This window comes from Methylomonas sp. 2F7, from assembly GCF_057126975.1.
In genome coordinates this window covers 4,887,948-4,906,200 of sequence record NZ_CP195203.1, presented here as the reverse complement: position 1 = coordinate 4,906,200, position 18,253 = coordinate 4,887,948, and the positions used below count along the sequence as shown (strand labels likewise).

The 18,253-nt window shown below is 52.3% G+C and carries 20 protein-coding genes and 1 riboswitch; of the genes, 12 read left to right on the top strand and 8 right to left on the bottom strand.

All coding sequences use genetic code 11. The annotated features are described in order from the left end of the window. Window positions 1-92: 92 nt before the first annotated feature. Complete coding sequence (locus tag ACR64Q_RS22120) at window positions 93-548, bottom strand: DNA polymerase III subunit chi (protein WP_313733160.1); 456 nt, start codon at window positions 546-548, stop codon at window positions 93-95. Window positions 549-714: 166 nt separating this feature from the next. Continuing rightward, window positions 715-2,199, bottom strand: a complete 1,485-nt coding sequence (locus ACR64Q_RS22115; RefSeq protein ID WP_313733159.1) for a leucyl aminopeptidase — start codon at window positions 2,197-2,199, stop codon at window positions 715-717. A 91-nt stretch (window positions 2,200-2,290) separates the two neighbouring features. Between ACR64Q_RS22115 and lptF the strand changes: the two genes are divergently transcribed. Both lptF and lptG read left to right on the top strand, forming a co-directional pair. After that, window positions 2,291-3,424, top strand: coding sequence for an LPS export ABC transporter permease LptF (gene lptF / locus ACR64Q_RS22110; RefSeq protein ID WP_313733158.1), 1,134 nt, complete (start codon window positions 2,291-2,293; stop codon window positions 3,422-3,424). Continuing rightward, window positions 3,424-4,491, top strand: coding sequence for an LPS export ABC transporter permease LptG (gene lptG, locus ACR64Q_RS22105; RefSeq protein WP_313735052.1), 1,068 nt, complete (start codon window positions 3,424-3,426; stop codon window positions 4,489-4,491). Before lptF ends, lptG begins: the two co-directional genes overlap by 1 nt. A 79-nt stretch (window positions 4,492-4,570) precedes the next feature. Here the strand turns inward: lptG and ACR64Q_RS22100 are convergent, their stop codons facing one another. Genes ACR64Q_RS22100 through ACR64Q_RS22090 form a run of 3 tightly spaced genes read right to left on the bottom strand, consistent with a single transcriptional unit; the run spans window position 4,571 to window position 5,661 of the window. Then, window positions 4,571-4,957: a hypothetical protein gene (locus tag ACR64Q_RS22100; protein WP_026602941.1), complete on the bottom strand. Its 387-nt coding sequence runs from the start codon at window positions 4,955-4,957 to the stop codon at window positions 4,571-4,573. A gap of 59 nt (window positions 4,958-5,016) precedes the next feature. Continuing rightward, window positions 5,017-5,481 carry an RDD family protein gene (locus ACR64Q_RS22095; protein ID WP_026602940.1) on the bottom strand — a complete coding sequence of 155 codons (465 nt, stop codon included), beginning with the start codon at window positions 5,479-5,481 and terminating at the stop codon, window positions 5,017-5,019. Continuing rightward, the gene (locus tag ACR64Q_RS22090; RefSeq protein ID WP_020483849.1) at window positions 5,482-5,661 is read right to left on the bottom strand and encodes a hypothetical protein; all 180 of its coding nucleotides are present in this window, start codon (window positions 5,659-5,661) and stop codon (window positions 5,482-5,484) included. A gap of 387 nt (window positions 5,662-6,048) precedes the next feature. Here ACR64Q_RS22090 and pcnB point away from each other — a divergent pair, with 387 nt between their 5' ends. The 5 genes from pcnB (at window position 6,049) to panD (ending at window position 9,930) form a co-directional block, all read left to right on the top strand. Continuing rightward, the gene (gene pcnB / locus ACR64Q_RS22085) at window positions 6,049-7,299 is read left to right on the top strand and encodes a polynucleotide adenylyltransferase PcnB (protein ID WP_409521202.1); all 1,251 of its coding nucleotides are present in this window, start codon (window positions 6,049-6,051) and stop codon (window positions 7,297-7,299) included. Beyond that, on the top strand, window positions 7,286-7,789 hold the full coding sequence (gene folK, locus ACR64Q_RS22080) for a 2-amino-4-hydroxy-6-hydroxymethyldihydropteridine diphosphokinase (RefSeq protein ID WP_026602938.1): 504 nt from the start codon (window positions 7,286-7,288) through the stop codon (window positions 7,787-7,789). Before pcnB ends, folK begins: the two co-directional genes overlap by 14 nt. After that, window positions 7,786-8,595, top strand: coding sequence for a 3-methyl-2-oxobutanoate hydroxymethyltransferase (gene panB / locus ACR64Q_RS22075; RefSeq protein WP_313733157.1), 810 nt, complete (start codon window positions 7,786-7,788; stop codon window positions 8,593-8,595). Before folK ends, panB begins: the two co-directional genes overlap by 4 nt. A 4-nt stretch (window positions 8,596-8,599) precedes the next feature. Beyond that, a complete protein-coding gene (gene panC / locus ACR64Q_RS22070; RefSeq protein WP_313733156.1) occupies window positions 8,600-9,451 on the top strand; it encodes a pantoate--beta-alanine ligase in 852 nt (283 codons plus the stop codon). Between the two features lie 98 nt (window positions 9,452-9,549). Next, entirely contained in the window at window positions 9,550-9,930 is a 381-nt protein-coding gene (panD, locus tag ACR64Q_RS22065) for an aspartate 1-decarboxylase (RefSeq protein WP_020483844.1), read from the top strand. Window positions 9,931-9,978: 48 nt separating this feature from the next. On the opposite strand, the gene fliW is transcribed toward panD, so the two are convergent. Continuing rightward, window positions 9,979-10,437: a flagellar assembly protein FliW gene (gene fliW / locus ACR64Q_RS22060; protein ID WP_020483843.1), complete on the bottom strand. Its 459-nt coding sequence runs from the start codon at window positions 10,435-10,437 to the stop codon at window positions 9,979-9,981. Between the two features lie 137 nt (window positions 10,438-10,574). Next, window positions 10,575-10,792: riboswitch (cobalamin riboswitch) on the top strand. Between the two features lie 119 nt (window positions 10,793-10,911). Between fliW and ACR64Q_RS22055 the strand changes: the two genes are divergently transcribed. The 4 genes from ACR64Q_RS22055 to cobD all read left to right on the top strand — a co-directional run bounded on the left by ACR64Q_RS22055 (window position 10,912) and on the right by cobD (window position 15,360). Next, a complete protein-coding gene (locus ACR64Q_RS22055; RefSeq protein ID WP_313733155.1) occupies window positions 10,912-12,735 on the top strand; it encodes a TonB-dependent receptor domain-containing protein in 1,824 nt (607 codons plus the stop codon). Window positions 12,736-12,754: 19 nt separating this feature from the next. Further along, window positions 12,755-13,330, top strand: a complete 576-nt coding sequence (locus ACR64Q_RS22050) for a hypothetical protein (protein WP_313733154.1) — start codon at window positions 12,755-12,757, stop codon at window positions 13,328-13,330. 100 nt (window positions 13,331-13,430) lie between these two features. Next, the gene (gene cbiB / locus ACR64Q_RS22045; protein WP_313733153.1) at window positions 13,431-14,348 is read left to right on the top strand and encodes an adenosylcobinamide-phosphate synthase CbiB; all 918 of its coding nucleotides are present in this window, start codon (window positions 13,431-13,433) and stop codon (window positions 14,346-14,348) included. Further along, on the top strand, window positions 14,341-15,360 hold the full coding sequence (gene cobD, locus ACR64Q_RS22040; protein WP_026602932.1) for a threonine-phosphate decarboxylase CobD: 1,020 nt from the start codon (window positions 14,341-14,343) through the stop codon (window positions 15,358-15,360). Before cbiB ends, cobD begins: the two co-directional genes overlap by 8 nt. On the opposite strand, the gene ACR64Q_RS22035 is transcribed toward cobD, so the two are convergent. Both ACR64Q_RS22035 and ACR64Q_RS22030 read right to left on the bottom strand, forming a co-directional pair. Further along, on the bottom strand, window positions 15,331-16,056 hold the full coding sequence (locus tag ACR64Q_RS22035) for a hypothetical protein (protein ID WP_020483837.1): 726 nt from the start codon (window positions 16,054-16,056) through the stop codon (window positions 15,331-15,333). The genes cobD and ACR64Q_RS22035 overlap by 30 nt on opposite strands. A 215-nt stretch (window positions 16,057-16,271) precedes the next feature. After that, window positions 16,272-17,066, bottom strand: a complete 795-nt coding sequence (locus ACR64Q_RS22030) for an RMD1 family protein (protein ID WP_313733152.1) — start codon at window positions 17,064-17,066, stop codon at window positions 16,272-16,274. A 106-nt stretch (window positions 17,067-17,172) separates the two neighbouring features. Between ACR64Q_RS22030 and aroG the strand changes: the two genes are divergently transcribed. After that, a complete protein-coding gene (aroG, locus tag ACR64Q_RS22025) occupies window positions 17,173-18,252 on the top strand; it encodes a 3-deoxy-7-phosphoheptulonate synthase AroG (protein ID WP_026602929.1) in 1,080 nt (359 codons plus the stop codon). Window position 18,253 lies beyond the last annotated feature (1 nt).

The window sequence follows — 18,253 nt, the reverse complement described above, 5'->3', positions numbered from 1 at the left end:
TAAGGGGTAGACCGGTAGCCTACATCGACAACGCTTGATTGCCAAGCGGTGAACTAGTTCCTCTTCAACACATGCCCACTAAGCTGTCCACCCTACATTTTGTGGGTTGTAATCGCCAGTACGGCTTGCTGGTAATGCCGGTAACGTTGCCGGCCGGCCTGCTTACATTCTTCACTGTTATCCAATATTTCCAGAATGCGCTCAGTCGGGGCCGTGGTCGGTGGGTAAAGACTCGACAGGTTGACGACAATTTTCTGCCAACCGTCCGGGATGTTTTCACCGCCAATCAGAATGGTGCTGGCAAATGCCGGGATTTCACCGCGATAGATTTGGTGGGGAATAAAACTGCCGGCCCGAAACGTCCACAGCGCTTTATCGATTTGCTCGGCTTGTTCCACCGAGTCGGTCATAACATAGGGAAAGTGGCCGCTGCGGTAGATTTTCTCGATCAGCTTGCAGGCAAAATCCTGGCGTTGCTGCTGGTCGTGGGTCGCCAGCACGTAGAAGGCGACTTCGGGGAGGGATGGCGAATGACTGGGTTCGGTCATGTCGGTTAAGTTCTGCGCTGAGTAAGGGGAGTTATTTTAATGCTGCTAATAAGGTACTTCCCTATCTGAAAAAAGGGGGGGATATTTTAGAAAATCTCCCCCAGCCCCTCTTTTTCAAAGAGGGGGGTGACAAGGCGCCTTACTTTAATGCACTGCTCCGCCTTCATTAAACCGCAGCGCGATTCAACAGGTATTGAGCAACCAAGGGCACCGGCCGGCCGGTTGCGCCTTTGTTGGCGCCGGTACGCCAGGCGGTACCGGCGATGTCGATATGCGCCCAGCGATATTCTTCGGCAAATTTGGATAGAAATACCGCCGCAGTAATGCTGCCACCATCCGGGCCGCCGATGTTGGCCAAATCGGCGAAGTTGGATTTTAATTGTTCCTGATATTCTTCCCAGATCGGCATGCGCCAGACCAAGTCGCAGGCGGTGTCGCCGGCGCTAAGTAAATCGTTGCACAGTTTGTCGTCGTTGCCAAACAAACCGCTCGGTACCCGGCCCAAGGCGACGATAACGGCGCCGGTCAAGGTTGCCATGTCGATCACTACGTCGGGGTTGTATTTTTTGGCGTAGGTTAGCGTGTCGCACAAAATCAAGCGGCCTTCGGCGTCGGTGTTCAAGATTTCGATGGTTTTGCCGGACATGCTGGTCCAGATGTCGCCGGGTTTGTTGGCTGCTCCATCCGGCAGGTTTTCCGAGGCCGGAATCAGACCAACGATGTTCAGCTTCAGATTCAACGTTGTCGCCATGCGCATTAAACCTAACACGCTGGCCCCGCCGCACATATCGTATTTCATTTCGTCCATGCCTAAGCCGGGCTTCAAGGAAATGCCGCCAGCGTCGAACGTCAAGCCTTTGCCCACCAACACGATCGGTTTGGCGTTGCTGTCGCCACCTTGGTAATCCAGGCAAATCAATTTAGCGGGCTGGCGGCTGCCGCGCGATACGGACAGAAAGGAACCCATGCCCAGCGCTTCCATGTCGCTTTCTTCCAGGATCTCGCAATTCAATTTGTCGTGCTCGCCGGCCAGAGCCAGGGCTTGTTCGGCCAGATAGGTAGGGGTGCAGATATTGCCGGGCAGATCGGCCAAATGTTTGGCCAATTCCATGCCCTTAGCGATGGCGATGCCTTGTCGCAGGCCCGATTCGGCCAAGGCTTTTTGACTATCATCGGCCACTACAGCCAGCTTTTGCAGCGGATTTTTGTCGTCGACTTTTTTGGTGGCGCTGTATTGGTACAGGCCGTCGTTAAATACTTCCACGACTTGCCGGGCTTTCCATTGGCTGTCAGCGCCGTTGACATCAATATCCAGCAGCGCACAGCTGGCGGCACCGACTTTGCTGTCCTTGATGGTTTTAATCGCTGCGGCCAGGGCTTTGCGGTATTGCTTGCGGGTGACTTTGCCGCGCTCGCCAAAGCCCAACAAGACGATGCGAGCGATATTGCCTTCCGGCAGGTTGTTGACCAGCAGGGTTTCGGCGTTTTTGCCCTTGATGTCGCCGCGACTGATGAGTTTAGTCAGCAAGCCACCGAAGAGGCTATCCAATTGGGTTGCCGCCGGGCTGAGTTGTTGATTTTCGTAGATTCCGACCAGCAGACAGTCGCTTTGCAGTTTGTCTAAGGGTGAGCTTTCTATAGAATAGTCCATGAGAATAGTCTGTAAGTGTCTGGGATTGAGGGTTTGCGCCGGGTGCAGCGGTCTGTGGTTCGATTATACCTTAGAAATTAGGAGTGAGTTGTTGAGCATTGAGCGAGGATTACCCAGCGCGGGCCGGCCTTTCCGGCTGTTGACGGTGCTGGATAAAATGATAATCAAGGAGCTGTTTCAGACAGTCACCGCCGTATTGGTGGTATTGGTGGTGATCATCGTCAGCCGTAAATTTATCAAGGTGTTGGCGCAAGCTATCGAGGGCAATATCGCCAACGATACGGTGATGACCTTATTGGGTTTAAAAATCGTTATCGCCACTACCACCTTCTTGCCGGCCGCGCTGTTCATGGCAGTGTTAATGGTGTTGGGCCGCATGTATCGCGAGCAGGAGATGGCGGCGATTTCGTCGGCCGGCGGCAGCGTGTTTACCATTTATCGGGCGATATTCATGCTGGTGGTACCGTTAAGTCTGGCGGGTATGGCGCTATCGATGCTGGCTTCGCCCTGGGCGGAGGCCAAAACCGAGCAGTTGATGCATCAGGATAAACAAAATGCCGATATTCGCGGCATCGCCGCCGGCCGCTTCAGCGAATACAGCGACGGCGAGTTGATTTTTTACACTGAAAACGTCGACGACGAAGGCCGGATGCATAAGGTGTTTGTGCAAAACAAACAAGGCGACAAAACCGGCGTGGTGAATGCCGAATACGGCTGGTTGAAAAATCTGCCCGGCGGTTTGTATCTGGTGTTGGAAAATGGCGAGCGAATTCAAGGCGTACCCGGTAACAAGGATTTCACCATTGAGGCGTTTAAAGAATATGCCGTGTTGATCGAAAAAAAGGTCACCATTTTGAATTTGGGGCGCGAGGCCGCTGCCACCGAGAATTTATGGCTTTCGCCGGAATTGCGGGATGTCGCCGAATTGCAAGACCGTTTCAGCACGCCGTTGGGGGTTATTTTATTGGCTTTTCTGGCGGTACCCTTAGCCAAACTGTCGCCGCGCGGCGGCATATACGGCAGTATGCTGGTGGCTTTCGGGATTTATTTCGTGTACGGCAATTTGCAACGGGTTAATCACAGCTGGGTGATCAGCGGGGCGTTACCGTCCTGGTTGGGCTACTTCTGGGTGGATACTTTATTACTGGTATTGGGTTTATTGATGTTGATGCGCTTATACGGCTGGCAATGGTTGTCGCAACGTCTTAAGGAGAAGCTGGCATGATCAACGTATTGACCATTTATATCGTCAAGGAAGTCGTCAAGGGCTCCTTGATTGCGGTGTTATTGCTGTTGACTTTGTTCAACCTGTTCAGCTTCAGCGATGAGTTAAAAGATTTGGGGCAAGGCGGTTACGGCTTGAAACAGATTTTGTGGTTTTTGACCTTAACCTCGCCACGGGTGTTTTACGAATTGGTGCCGTCGGCGGCTTTGCTGGGTAGCTTGTTCGTGGTGGGCTCGATGGCGAATAATCGCGAAATCGTCGCGATGCGCGGCGCTGGTTTATCAATCGCCTGGATCATCAGAACCATTATGCTGGCGGGTTTGTTGCTGGTGACTGTTGCCGTGCTGGTGGGCGAATTCGTGGCGCCGTCATGCGAACGCGCTGCGCAAGTGCTGAAAACCACCGCGCTGCATGACGGCGTAGTGATGCGCTCCCAATACGGGATGTGGCTGAGAGAGGGCAACAGCTTTATCAACGTGCGGAAAATTCTCGATGATGGCTCGCTGGCCGACGTGCGGATTTACGATGTCGATGAGGCGCATAGACTCAACCGCATCACGCAAGCCGAGCATGCGCAGTTTTTAGGCGATAAACAATGGCGTTTGGAAAGCGTCAAACAATCCGAAATCAATCGCCAGCAAATATTTGCCGGCACCCAAGCCGAACAGGCGTGGAAATCCACTATAGACTCGGATTTGTTGAAAGTGGCCGTAGTCAAATCTGACAATCTGTCGCTTTACGATTTGTTCATGTACATCGACTTCCTGAAACAGAACAATCAAAAATCGCAAATTTACGAGTTGGCATTCTGGAGCCGTTTGATCAACCCGTTTGTGACCTTTGTAATGTTGATGGTGTCAGCGCCGTTCGTAATCGGTATTGGTCGCGGCACCAGTACCGGTGCGCGTATCATGATGGGGATCGTGATTGGGATGACCTTTAACATTTTCGACAGGATTGCCGGCCATGTCGGTCTGGTTTACGACATGAATCCGATGTTGATGGCAATGTTGCCCAGTGCGTTGGTATTTTGCGGCGCGCTGATCGCGGTTAGGCGGGTCAGCTAGTTGGAATTAGTGGCCCCTCTGCGGAACGGAAAACGATTGCTTCCGTTCCGTGGAGAGTCGGCCAACCTTATGACTGCCGTTATTTGCGAGTCATGAACAGATAAAGAAATTTACATTTCAAAACCACATTTTTGTCGTCCATTTCCACGACAGCGCAATCTTCGTATTTTTCCCGGCCGGGCGTGATTTGTTTTTTGATCACACCATCAGCCACGCTATATTTGATCGGAATGGTCATTTCGCCAATGCCGCTACGCGCATCTTCACCGGTGGTTATCAAGGTGCCGTCCTTTTGAAATTCCCAAGTCACATGCAGGGGCTTCTTTTCGCGATCAAGAGCCAAGGCTTCGTGTGTAACCTGCCATTTGCCCAGCAGCTTGGAATTGTCTTGCAGTTTGATCTCGGCACTGGCTGTAGATGTCGCCAATGCAGCAAGCAAGGATAAAAGTGTTGTTATTGTTTTCATTGTATGCTCCCGGGTGAGAGATTGATCGAGCCGCGAATATAGCATATCCGCTTTTGCCGTCAGCGCTTTTCTTCCTGAAAAACCAAGCGGGTTTTTGACAGAGAATCGTGCCAGCATTGGCCGTTTTTATCGAATAGACACCAGAAAAACCCCAGCCCCAAACAAGCCCAGGATAACAAGCCGCCCACGAAGCGCATGCCGGCCTGCCGCCAATCGAGAGATTGACCGTCCAGAGTACATACTTTTATTTTCCAGGCGCGCAAACCCAGGGTTTGGCCTCCGTGAGTCCAAAACCAGCCGTAAAAAACAAAGCTGATGACCAGCAGATAGAGCGGATAAAAAAACTGATCACTGGCGAATGCCTGGCCGGCGTTGAAGGGCAGAGCGATGGCTGTGGCGAAAAACCATATCGCCAGCAGTAAGAAAGCGTCGTAGCCAGCGGCTGCCAGCCGACGCAAAAAACCCGGCGCGGACGGTGAATCCGCGCCGGGTTTTGGGATACTTGATTTAGAGGATTGTCGCAATTATTTGTCGAAAATCGCCAGTTTTTGCCCCATATACATGCTCATGCCCACCAACGCGCCGATCATGACAATGGAAAACAGAAAGGGCGGTCTATGGAAAACCAACAACGCGAAATCGGCGACGAATAGACTAGTAAATACAGGCTGGTCTACAAAACCCAGTAAAATTTTTTTAAACATACGCTCCACTCTCCGATATAAATTCCCCGTCGCCGGCCTAAGGGCGACAAGTACAGCCAATTTTTATGTTATTACACCAAAATATTCGGCGAATGGCGAAATTCTACATTTAACACAAGGGAATGTAAAAGAATGTGCTGGATTGAGCTTAAATCTGGCGAGGTGTTATGATAAGCCCGCTAGGACGTTCGCGCCCGAAGCCTCGAAAAATCTGGCAAACGTCATTCTAAAATAAGGGATAAAGTCATTTTTAGTTTCTTCAAAAAAATCTTTTCACCGGTTGAGCAAGTTGCCGAACCGGTCAATGAGTCGGCGGGGTCGAGTGCCGTGAAGATTTATCCGCGTTCAGAGCATTGCATTTCCCGTGCGCAAATCAGTGAAAATGCCCTGAAAGTATTGCAACGCCTGAAAAAAGCCGATTACGAGGCCTATCTGGTTGGCGGCTGTGTCAGAGATTTGCTGCTGGGGAGGGAACCCAAAGATTTCGACGTCGCGACTAACGCCAGTCCGGAACAAATCAAGCAAGTATTTCGCAATTGCCGGATTATCGGCAGGCGCTTTCGCTTGGCGCATGTGTTTTTCGGGCGTGAAATCATTGAGGTGGCGACGTTTCGCGGCTCCGAGCAGGAAGAATCCGACCAGCATGTGGTGCATGAAGACGGTCGCTTACTGCGTGATAACGTGTTCGGTACGCTAGAGCAAGACGTCTGGCGCCGAGATTTCACCGTCAACGCGCTGTATTACAACATCCGCGATTTCTCCGTGGTCGATTACACCGGCGGCATGCAGGATCATGCCGCAGCGGTGATGCGCTTAATCGGCGACCCGGAAGTACGCTATAGAGAAGACCCTGTGCGGATGCTGCGCGCCATCCGTTTTGCCGTAAAGCTGGGCTTTACTCTACATCCAGACACAGAAAAACCGATTTACGCCCAAGCCGATTTACTTAAGAGCATCCCGTCTGCGCGTCTTTACGATGAAGTCATCAAGTTGTTTTTGTCCGGCTACGGCCTGCAAACCTTTGAGATGCTCAGACATTACGGCTTGTTTGCGATTTTATTTCCGGATACCGACCGCTGCCTCGCCAGCGAAGACCACGATTTTCCGCGCTTATTCTTGATCCGGGCCTTGGAAAATTCCGACACCCGCTTCAACGACGGCAAAACCCTGACACCTTATTTTTTACTGGCTGCCTTGTTGTGGGAACCGCTGCAATTGGCTGCGCAAAGACGCATCGCCCACGGCGAAAACGAAACGCTGGCCTATCAGAACGCCGCCAACGAAGTGCTGACCAGACAAATCAAGGTCACTGCGTTACCTCGCCACATTACGCAATCCATGCGCGAAGTGTGGTTCTTGCAGAACAAGTTCTCCAGAACGGTTGGCCCCCGGCCTTATCGTTTGCTGGAGCAGCCCAAATTCAGAGCGGCGTACGACTTTTTGCGGCTACGTGCGGAAACCGGCGGCGCCGATCCGGAACTGGTCGAATGGTGGACAGGTTTTCAAGAAGCCGATGACGCGGAGCGGGAAAGAATGACCGCGCCGCCAAAATCCGGCGGCGGTAAACCCCGTAACCGAAAAACCGGCCGTTACCGTTCTCGAGGCAAACCAGCCCCCGTCGGCAATGACGCTAGCTAAGTCAGCTGCCGAGGCCTATATTGGCTTGGGCAGCAATCTCGAAGACTCTGTCGATCATGTCAATCGAGCCAGGCTGGAAATTTCGGCCTTGCCGGGCGTGGCCGAAATTGCCTTTTCTCCCTTGTACCGTAGCACACCGGTTGGCCCGCAAGATCAACCCGATTATGTCAATGCGGTAATGCGAATTTCTACCGAGTTGGAGCCCCTGGCTTTGCTCAGACAATTACAGCAAATCGAAAACCAGCATGGCCGGCTGCGCAGCGTGCGTTGGGGAGCTAGAACGCTGGATTTGGATGTATTGCTTTACGCGCAACAGAGCATTAATGAACCGGACCTGATTGTGCCGCATCCGGAGTTGTCCAAGCGCGCCTTTGTGCTGTACCCCTTGGCTGATGTGGCCAGCAGCGATTTGAAGATTCCGGGCCTGGATTCATTGTCGCAACTCTTGGCAGCTTGTCCACCCGACGGCTTGCGGAAAATAACCGCATGAGTTTATATGCCGATACTTTAAAAACGCTGACGATCAGTGATCTGGCGGCAATGAAAAATGCCGGCGAAAAAATCAGTTGTCTGACGGCTTATGACGCCAGTTTCAGCGCCCTGTTGGACCGGGTCGGCATTGATGTACTGCTGATCGGCGATTCATTGGGCATGGTGATTCAAGGGCATGGCAGCACCTTGCCGGTCACGGTGAACGATATGGTGTATCACAGCCGTAGCGTGGCAATGGCCAGAAAGCGAGCTTTTATCGTTACCGATTTACCGTTTGCCAGTTATGCCACGCCGGCGCAGGCATTGCTCAATGCGGCAAGCTTGATGCAGGCTGGCGGCGCGCAAATGGTTAAACTTGAAGGCGCCAAGATCGACGTCATCCGCTTTCTAGTTGATCAAGGCATTCCGGTCTGCGGCCATCTGGGTCTGTTGCCGCAATCCGTAAATCGCTTAGGCGGTTATAGAGTGCAGGGGCGTGAAGAACAGCAAGCCCGGCAAATTGTGGCGGATGCGGAAAAAATCGAGCAAGCGGGCGCCGGTCTTTTAGTGTTGGAATGCGTGCCAGCGCAGCTAGCCGCCGAAATAAGTCAGCGGCTGAGTATTCCCACTATCGGCATCGGCGCTGGTGTTGATTGCGATGGCCAGGTGTTGGTGCTGTACGACATGCTGAATATCAGCACCGGCAAGCGGCCGCGCTTTTCCAAAGATTTTATGGCCGACGCCTACAGCATAGAAGAGGCGGTGCGCCTGTATCATCAAGCGGTAAAATCCGCGCAGTTTCCAGCATCCGAACACAGTTATTAAGCGTATGCAAATAGTCACCAGCGTCGCCGCGTTGAGAGAGGTAATCCTGCAATGGCGGCAAAACGGGCAAAGCGTTGGTTTCGTGCCGACCATGGGCAATCTGCATGCCGGGCATATCAAACTGGTTAGCACCGCGAGGCAAGAGGCCGATAAAGTGGTGGTCAGTATTTTCGTCAATCCCACCCAATTTGGGCCAAACGAAGATTTTGCCAGCTACCCGCGCACCGAACAGCAGGATCAAGAAAAACTGCTAGCCAGCGGCGCCGATTTGCTGTTCTTGCCATCGGTAACCGAGATGTATCCGCAAGCCACGCAAACCGGCATTTCAGTCAGCGGCTTGTCGGCCCTGCATTGCGGGGCCAGCCGGCCCGGGCATTTTGACGGCGTGGCATTGGTGGTTTGCAAGCTATTGAATATGGTGCAGCCCGATGTGCTGCTGCTGGGGGAGAAGGATTTTCAACAGCTGACGCTGATTCGGCAAATGGTCGCCGATTTGAATATACCCGTTGCAGTCCAGGGCGTGGCAACTGTTCGGGAAGATGACGGTCTGGCGATGAGTTCTCGCAATGGCTATCTGTCCGAGCACCAAAGACAACAAGCACCTAAGCTATATCGAGCCTTGTGCGCAGCGCGCGATGATATTTTGGCAGGGTATGACGATTATCCGGCGGTGGCTGAACAGCAGCGGCAGAATCTGCAACAAGCCGGTTTTGCCGTCGATTATTTCAGTATCTGTCGTAGCGCGGATTTATTGCCTGCCTACGCTAGCGACTCTAATCTGCTGATTTTGGCTGCTGCCAGACTGGGCAAGACGCGTCTGATCGATAACCTCTACTTTTCTAAAACAAGTATCTGACGTTACTGTTTTTTTGCCTGTAAAAGCTAATGCTTAAATTTGATAGCAGGGTTAAATTCAGGCATAATCGCCGGCCCTAGTATTCGACCTTGTTTACCATGAACATAAACATGCTTAAAGCTAAGTTACACCGTGCGCGGGTAACGCATTCCGAGCTGGATTACGAAGGATCGTGTGCTATAGACGGCAAAATTTTGGATTTTTCCGGGATTAGGGAATACGAGCAAATCCATATTTATAACATTAACAATGGTCAGCGCTTCACCACATACGCGATTCGCGCCGAAGAAGGTTCCGGTGTGTTTTCGATTAACGGCGCAGCTGCAAGGTTGGCGTGTCCTGGCGATTTGATTATCGTCTGCGCGTTCGCTAGCCTAGATGAGAAGGAACTGAAGAACTACAAGCCGACTTTGGTGTATTTCGACGGCAACAATCATATTAGCCATTCCAGTCATTCCATTCCTGTTCAGGCCGCCTGATTTAAATAACCGCCGGGGCGACTCAGTCTCCGGCGGTTATTTGCATTTTTAAGCTTCCGATACGTCTATTTCGCTGACTTTCTCGGTCAGGGTGATGCTTTGCTCAATAGCCACCAATACTTTTTGCATGCCGATGCGTTTGTTGGCGTTGATCAATATCGGCGACTTGATTGAGCCTTTGATAGTCGGCTTGCCGTTATCCTGCTCGTTGTCCTTGTGCAGTAGAATTAAAATCACCAACTCGTCGCCCGGCTCTATTTGCAACAGCGCTTCTTCCGGATCGGTTACCGTAAAGTTGTAATTGATGTTGAAATTGGCCGGATGCGCCGCGGAAAAGGTTAGCTCCGCGTTATCGACCGATTGCAGCCAAAACACTATTTCGCTGCCTTCCTGATGAAATAACTTAAAGCGGGTCTGATCTTCGAAACCGGGTAGGCCGCGCGGAAAATTGATGATTGTGTCCGGATTGATGTCTTGGTTGCCTAACAATTTCGATTGAATTTCCATAGTCCCGCCCGTATTCGTTGAAGTCTAAGTTAACAGCATTAATCAATGCACCAATGTATAGCACGGAAAGGGGTATTTGCAATGCGGATTGTCGGTAACTACCAGGTATTCTTGCTTTATCGCGCCCAACTCCCTACAATTGCGCGCTTCTTTCAGGTGTTTGCGCCGTTTTCTCGGCCAAGCTTAAACAGGAAGTCGGTGCGGCGGTTTTAACCGCCCATGCCGACGCTGCCCCCGCAACGGTAGATAAGTAAAGAGCTGCGTTTTTGCCACTGTGCGCTTTGCATGGGAAGGTCGTAGATCAGGCGTAAAGCCACTTATAAGCCCGGAGACTGGCCCGGAAGATCATTCGAGACAGCGGAGGGCTGTTTACGGAATGGTCTGAGTCCATGCCTAGCCTGCCTCCGCCTTTTTCGTTTTCCGTTTTTCCTCTGTCCTTTTTCACCCGGATGCGCGGCGGGCGCAGAGGACAATATGCAATCAATTTTATACAGATCTTTATTTCTGGCGAGTACGCCTTTTACGGTGTTGGCGGCGACTAGCGACGAGGCGATTAACCTTGCCGAGACAGTTGTCACGGCTACTCGAACCGAAACTCGTCAGAACGAGTTGGCCACGGCGATGACGGTTTATACGCGCCAGGATATAGAGAAACTTCAGGTTAGAACCCTACCCGAGTTACTGAAAGGCACGCCGGGTGTCGATATGGTGCAAAGCGGCGGTTACGGCAAGGACACCAACGTCTATCTGCGCGGCACTAACTCCGATCATGTACTGGTTTTAATCGACGGCATCAAGGCCGGCTCGGTGACCACCGGCACCAGCGCGTTTCAGTTTATTCCCATCGATCAAATCGAACGTGTGGAAATTACTCGCGGCCCGCAATCCAGCCTTTATGGTTCGGAAGCGATTGGCGGGGTGATTCAGATATTTACCCGTAAAGGCGGCAACAGCGAACGGCCGCACATCGCACTGGAAACCGGCGGCGGCTCTTACGACACGTATAATGGCTCGGCGGCCGTCAGCGGCAAATGGGGTAAGGCTTGGTATAGCTTGGGGGCCGCTCAATTGGGTAGCCAGGGTATCAATGCTTTGAGCGGTGTCAGCGTCGCGAGTGGCTATAATCCGGACCGCGACGGCTATAACAACACCAGTTTGAATGCCAAAACCGGTTACCGGTTCGACAATGGTACCGAGCTGGAGGCGTTTTTCCTGCGGGCCGAAGGTGAAACCGAGATAGACAACTCCATCAGTAGCACCACTGAGTTTGTCAATCAGACGCTGGGGGCGACCGCCAGCGCTAATTTCAGTGATATGTGGCGGTCCACATTACGCATAGGACAAAGCGTGGACGATGCCGATCAATTTCGGCATAACGGTCGATTTACCAGTCGTTTCAACACCACGCGCTGGAATGCGAGCTGGTTGAATGAATTGGCCTTGCATAAGGATCACCAATTAACGCTGGGCACCGACTACCGTTTTGATGAAATCGACAGCACCACGCGTTACGCGGAAACGTCCCGCTACGATGTAGGCGCATTTGCCGAGCTGCATAGCCGCGTTTTCGATAAGCATTTTTTGAATGCTTCTTTGCGTTGGGACGAAAACCAGGCTTTCGGCGACAGCGTCACCGGCAATTTTGGCTGGCGGTTTAATTGGGATTACGGTCTCAGCGCTTTTGCCAGTTTCGGCAATGCCTTCAAGGCCCCGACTTTCAATCAGTTATACTTCCCCGGCTTCGGTAACCCTGGTTTGCGGCCGGAAAAATCCACCAGTTTCGAAGCCGGTTTTGCCGGACGTCACGATTGTGCAAATTGGGAACTGCGCGCTTATCACACCAATATCGAGGATTTGATTGTATTCAGTGGTACGCCATCCACTGCCAGAAATATCGGCAAGGCGCAAATAGACGGCATAGAAGCGGAAGTGTCCACGCAAATTTTCGGCTGGAACAATAAGTTGAGCATGAACCTGATGACGCCCAAAGATAGACAGACCAATTTGCGTCTGCCGCGTCGGGTGACGGAAAGCTTATCCTATGATGTCTCGCGTTCGTTTGGCGACGTTGATATTGGCGCCTCCGTGCTGGCTCAGGGCGAACGTTTCGATAATAGTACCAATACCGTGCGGTTGGGCAGCTTCATGACCGCCGATCTGCGCACCGCTTATCGCATCGACAAAAATTGGATGTTAAGCGCCAAACTGAATAATATGTTCGACAAACGCTATCAAACGGTTAACACCTATAACAGCTTCGGTAGAAATTTCTATTTTTCGATCCATTACAATTACTAAACCTTTTCTGGAGAACCCTATGAATCTGAATCAAACCCTGGCTGTCAAACCCGGCGCGGTAGCGCTGATGGCGTTGATGGCTGCCACCCGCTTTCACCATTTCGGTACGCCGTTTGCGTTGCCGGACGCTTCGCTGGCGGTGTTTTTTTTCGCCGGCTTATGGCTAGGCGGTCGCTATTTGTTCGCCTTTTTGCTAGCTGAAGCGGTGCTCATTGATTATTTGGCGATCACTAAACTCGGCGTCAGCGATTTTTGCGTGTCAAAGGCTTACGGGTTTCTGGTGTTTTCTTATGGCGCAATGTGGCTGGGTGGCAAATGGTGCCGACAATTCACTGCGCTGTCAGTTGCCACAGTTGCACAGCGTTTGATGGCTCTGGTAGCGGCTACCTCCATCGCGTTTTTGTTTTCCAACGGCAGCTTTTACTGGCTGTCCGGCCGCTATCCCAACGGCTCATTCACACAATATATTGAGCGCGTTGCGATGTATTACCCGCCTTACCTGACGAATACCTTGATCTATGGCGTGGTCATTTTCGCTCTGGTCAGTGCTGTAAAATCCTTGCTGGCCGCCAAAGCCACTCGCGAAGCTATCTAAGCATTCAATCCAGCGGGGCGATTTTCATCGCCCCGCAATCAATTTTGTTAACCCCAGCCGTTCTTCTAGTTTTGCAATACCTGTTTATCCCGCGCAAATCATGATTCTCACCATCAGCATTTTGCTGGCCGTAGCCATCGATTTTTGGCTGGGCGAGCCGCGTAATGCCTACCATCCATTAGTGATGTTCGGTAAATGGGCGAGCACTGTGGAAATGCGACTGTTAAACAACGAGCAAGCCGCTTTTCGCCAGCGCGTCAGCGGTTTTTTGGCGGTGGCGATAGTCTTAATGCCTTGCCTGCTATGGTTGCTGCTTTTGCCGAGTTGGCCGCTGCTGCAAATTGCTGTCGAGGTACTGGTTTTATATTTTTGTATCGCTGCCCGCAGCTTACAACAACATGCGCTGGCCGTTCATTCCGCCTTGTCGGATAGCGATTTACCGTTAGCGCGGCAACTGGTTGGCAAAATCGTTAGTCGTCAGACTGATGCCATGACCGAGATCGATGTGCGGCGCGCAACCATAGAATCGGTGTTGGAAAACGGTGCCGATGCAGTATTTGCACCCTTGTTCTGGTTCGTGTTGTTAGGCCCCTTCGGCGCCCTACTCTACCGTTTCAGCAATACCCTAGATGCCATGTGGGGTTACAAAAATCAACGATATGTAAATTTCGGCCGGGCTGCCGCGCGCTTCGACGATTTGCTGAATTGGCTGCCGGCGCGCTTGACGGCCTTGAGTTACGCCTTGCTCGGCAATACCGCGCAGGCTATCAATGCGTGGCGGACCCAAGCGCGCTTATTGGACAGCCCTAACGCCGGACCGGTGATGACCGCTGGCGGTGGCGCGTTGCTGCTGCAACTGGGCGGGCCGGCCTGTTATCACGGCCAACTGAAACAAAAGCCCTGGTTCGGCGGCTCCCAACTACCGGAAAACGACGATATTAAGCGCGCATGCAACCTGATGTACCGGGCTCTGCTGTTGTGGCTGATCGTGATTGCTGTGGGAGATGTAATTGCTTGAGCACGGTGGGCGCTTGCGGCTAGCCGCAAGCCAATATGGTATTGCTCTGACAGATTGGCTGGATTTGTCCACCGGTATCAATCCCAACGGTTGGCCCGTGCCGCCTATACCCACCGAATGCTGGCAACGCCTGCCGGAAGATGATGACGAGTTACTTGCGGCGGCACGGGCTTACTACCAAAACGACTCCTTGCTGCCGGTAGCCGGGTCGCAAGCGGCGATTCAATCATTACCTTTGTTACGACCAAAATCGCGGGTTGGCGTACTGCATCCTGCCTATGCCGAGCATGCCGGCAGTTGGCAAAAAGCCGGGCATCAAGTTGTCAGAGTCGAGGCGGATGCAATTGACGACCGTCTGGAAGAGCTGGATGTGTTGATTCTGGTCAATCCCAATAACCCCACCGGCCGACTATGGAGCCGGCCACAGCTATTGAGTTGGCATGAAAGTCTTAGCCGGCGCGGCGGCTGGCTGCTGATCGACGAAGCATTTATAGACAGCCTGCCTGTTGAATACAGTCTAGCGCCATTAGCGGTGCGGCCTGGCTTGATCATATTGCGTTCGGTGGGTAAGTTTTTCGGCTTGGCCGGCATTCGTTGCGGCTTCGTGATTACCCAGCCGGATTTGTTGGCGAAACTTGCGGAGTTGCTGGGGCCATGGACTATCAGTCATCCCGGCCGCTATGTCGCGGCGCTGGCGTTGGCCGATCAAAACTGGCAATCAGCCAATGCTGCATCATTAGCAATGCTAAGCCTGCGCCTGAGACAGCTTTTGACCGACTGCGGCTGGCCACCGGGCGGTGGCTGCGATTTGTTTCAATGGGTGAAATGCGAACAGGCGGCTAAGCTACACGATCTATTGGCTGGGCAGGGTATTCTGACCCGCTTGTTTCAGGAGCCTGCAAGTCTGCGTTTCGGCTTACCGAAGGACGAGTCAGCCTGGCAACGCTTGGCTCAGGCGCTGACTCATCCTGATATCAGGCAATTAAGCTGGTTTGCGCATCCGCAAACCTAGTCCAGCGATAACGCTACCAAACAGCCAGACAGCGCCAGGTAACGGCACGGGGGTAAACACGTGAGTGTCGACAATGTCACTGGCGGTAATGACGCCGGCGCCACGAAAATCTTCGCTGTCGCCTAATTTTCGGTTAACTTCAAAAACCAAAAACTTCAAATTATCGGCAAATGCTAAGCCAAACAGGCTGGGCAGTTTAGTGGGATCAAGGTCTACCCCGCCCAGTAATAACTGATCAAAAAAAGCTGTCACCGAAAATTCCGCACCGGATACCAACAGACCACTTTCTTCATCGTATTGGTTGCTCGCCGATTCCATATGGAGCGTCAGGATGTCATAAGTGCCCGGCATTACTTGGGTGGCGGTAAATCCCTGACTGTTTATCTGAGCTTCGCTGATAGGGGTGTTGTCGACGATATTTAGCACAGCATGGTCGTTATCGATCTCCAGCGCTTGTCCGTTAGCTAATATGGAAAGGGGGGCGCTTAGCGAGTAGCCCAAACGTAAACTGGCGGATTCGCTGCCTGACGCCGGAAAAACGTCGCTGGAGCTCGGCGACAAAGCATCAACAGTTACTTGTCCTGAAAAATTGCCGGTGCTGAAATTGACGAAATCGCCTGAAAAAGTAAATTCAAGAGCCGCAGTCGCGTTAGCCGAATACAAAAACGTCGCTAATAGGGCAGATAGTATTTTCATGGTTTGTCCTTAAAGTAAATTTAGTGATACGACTTCTTAGACTTAGCAGCAAGACTAAGTGGAGGCGTAGGGGATACCAATATTTTTGTGAGCGAGTTCAATCTCTGTGCCGATTATCGCGGCAGCCGGTCGATACCGTCAACCCTTGATTTTCCTGGGCAAGCGTTAGCTTGCAGCAAACCAGTTGCCAAATTGGGCGCTGAGAGTCGGGCTAACTAAAAAAGCTTGTCCAAAATCGACATCACAATCTCCACGGCAATCAGCCAGATAATGATCCACTCCAAGGCCGAGGAATGCTGGTGTTTTTGTTCATCTGCCAGCATTTCCAGAAGCTCATGTATTGTCTCAAGCTTTTTTGACAATACGTCGGTGCGTTGCTGAATTTCGAGATAATTGGCGGCCATCGAGTAAATATGTTGGTATTCCGGATGTTCCCAGAAAAATTCCGGGGTATCCAGCAAGTCGTAATTCAGGATGATGTCACTCTTCGTCAGGAACAGCTGGCCGCGGATCATGGCCATGGTTTTCCGGTTGAGTTTGATCTTGCCTTCACGCGCCAGCGATTGCGGTAAATGGCTAGTGGCGCGGATCGTGTCGATGGCATGACCTTCGAAAGCCGCCAACTTGATCGATTGCGCCATTGCGTGCGACAGCGCCAACAGCACTTTGAAGTCGGCCGATTGGAGCTCCAAGTGATCATGCTGAAAACGGTCTTGCTCGCAGCCCACTTCGTAACTGAAATTGTCTTCCTGCGGTTCGGCGTCAGGTTTGATCGCATAATCCAGCAACAAATCCTGCAAGGCCCGGCGGTCGTCGAGATTGAGGTTCCAACACACCATTACGCCATAGGAGAACACAATCGCGCAGCCGGTTTTGTAATCGACCACCAAGGCGTTTCTAAATAGTTGCGCGCGGGTGGTATCCAGCAGTTTTTCCCGCAATTGCGCGAATTCGAACGATTGCGCCAGGCATACCGTCAGGCAGCGTTTAATGGGTCTGTCGTCTGTCATGTCCGGGTTGTCTCAGGTCGGTTTCGGCATTAGTTTGTAACACCGACAGGCAAAACGGTTAAAATAGCCAATTAATCCATCTACTGAAAGCGTATTGCTGAGTGTCATGCCAACTAACTATAACACCGATGATTTAAGAATTTGTGAAACCAAGGATGTGGTGGCGCCGATTCAGGTTCATGAAGAAATCCCGATGACCGAGCAGGCCGCAACCACCATTCTGCATACCAGGGAAGCGATTCACAACATTCTGACCGGTGCCGACGACAGATTGCTGGTGATTATCGGCCCTTGCTCTATCCACGACCCGGCAGCGGCGGTGGAATACGCCGGGCGCTTGAAACTCATCATGGACGAATTGAAAGATGACCTGGTGATCGTCATGCGGGTTTACTTCGAAAAACCACGGACCACGGTGGGTTGGAAAGGCTTGATTAACGATCCCGACCTCAATTCCAGCTTCAACATCAACAAAGGCCTGCACATGGCCCGGCAGTTATTGTCGGATGTGAACAACCTGGGTGTGCCGGCCGCTACGGAATATCTGGACCTGATTACACCGCAGTATGTCTCTGACTTGATTTCCTGGGGCGCCATCGGTGCCCGCACCACCGAGAGCCAAGTGCATCGGGAACTGGCATCTGGATTATCCTGCCCGGTCGGCTTCAAAAACGCCACCGACGGCGGCATTAAAATTGCCATCGACGCGATCAACGCCGCGATGAGCCCGCATCACTTTTTATCTTTGACCAAAGAAGGCCGCTCGGCGATTTTTTCGACGCGCGGTAACGAAGACGCCCACATCATCCTGCGCGGCGGCAACAACCGGCCGAACTACGACGAAGTTAGCGTCGAGCAAGTAGCCGAGGGCTTGGTGGAAGCCGGCCTACGCCCCAACATCATGATCGATTTCAGCCACGCCAACAGCTCAAAAAAATACGAAAGGCAAATGCTGGTAGCGCAAGATGTGGCCGGGCAAATCCGCGGCGGCGATACCCGCATCATCGGCGCGATGGTGGAAAGCCATCTGGTTGGTGGTCGGCAGGATGTCGAGGAAGGCAAGCCGCTGACTTACGGGCAAAGCATTACCGACGCCTGCTTGTGCTGGGAAGACAGCGCGGAATTGTTACATCACTTGGCCGGTGCCGTAGAACGCCGCCGCGCCGCGAAAACACACAAGGTTTAAA

Bases quoted from the DNA above. Each gene is read 5' to 3' on its own strand.
- ACR64Q_RS22030 (WP_313733152.1), bottom strand. From the start codon at position 17,066: ATGACAGACGACAGACCCATTAAACGCTGCCTGACGGTATGCCTGGCG.
- fliW (WP_020483843.1), bottom strand. From the start codon at position 10,437: ATGGAAATTCAATCGAAATTGTTAGGCAACCAAGACATCAATCCGGAC.
- ACR64Q_RS22035 (WP_020483837.1), bottom strand. From the start codon at position 16,056: ATGAAAATACTATCTGCCCTATTAGCGACGTTTTTGTATTCGGCTAAC.
- panC (WP_313733156.1), top strand. From the start codon at position 8,600: ATGCAAATAGTCACCAGCGTCGCCGCGTTGAGAGAGGTAATCCTGCAA.
- cbiB (WP_313733153.1), top strand. From the start codon at position 13,431: ATGATTCTCACCATCAGCATTTTGCTGGCCGTAGCCATCGATTTTTGG.
- ACR64Q_RS22050 (WP_313733154.1), top strand. From the start codon at position 12,755: ATGAATCTGAATCAAACCCTGGCTGTCAAACCCGGCGCGGTAGCGCTG.
- ACR64Q_RS22120 (WP_313733160.1), bottom strand. From the start codon at position 548: ATGACCGAACCCAGTCATTCGCCATCCCTCCCCGAAGTCGCCTTCTAC.
- panB (WP_313733157.1), top strand. From the start codon at position 7,786: ATGAGTTTATATGCCGATACTTTAAAAACGCTGACGATCAGTGATCTG.
- ACR64Q_RS22090 (WP_020483849.1), bottom strand. From the start codon at position 5,661: ATGTTTAAAAAAATTTTACTGGGTTTTGTAGACCAGCCTGTATTTACT.
- ACR64Q_RS22100 (WP_026602941.1), bottom strand. From the start codon at position 4,957: ATGAAAACAATAACAACACTTTTATCCTTGCTTGCTGCATTGGCGACA.
- panD (WP_020483844.1), top strand. From the start codon at position 9,550: ATGAACATAAACATGCTTAAAGCTAAGTTACACCGTGCGCGGGTAACG.
- aroG (WP_026602929.1), top strand. From the start codon at position 17,173: ATGCCAACTAACTATAACACCGATGATTTAAGAATTTGTGAAACCAAG.
- ACR64Q_RS22055 (WP_313733155.1), top strand. From the start codon at position 10,912: ATGCAATCAATTTTATACAGATCTTTATTTCTGGCGAGTACGCCTTTT.
- folK (WP_026602938.1), top strand. From the start codon at position 7,286: ATGACGCTAGCTAAGTCAGCTGCCGAGGCCTATATTGGCTTGGGCAGC.
- ACR64Q_RS22115 (WP_313733159.1), bottom strand. From the start codon at position 2,199: ATGGACTATTCTATAGAAAGCTCACCCTTAGACAAACTGCAAAGCGAC.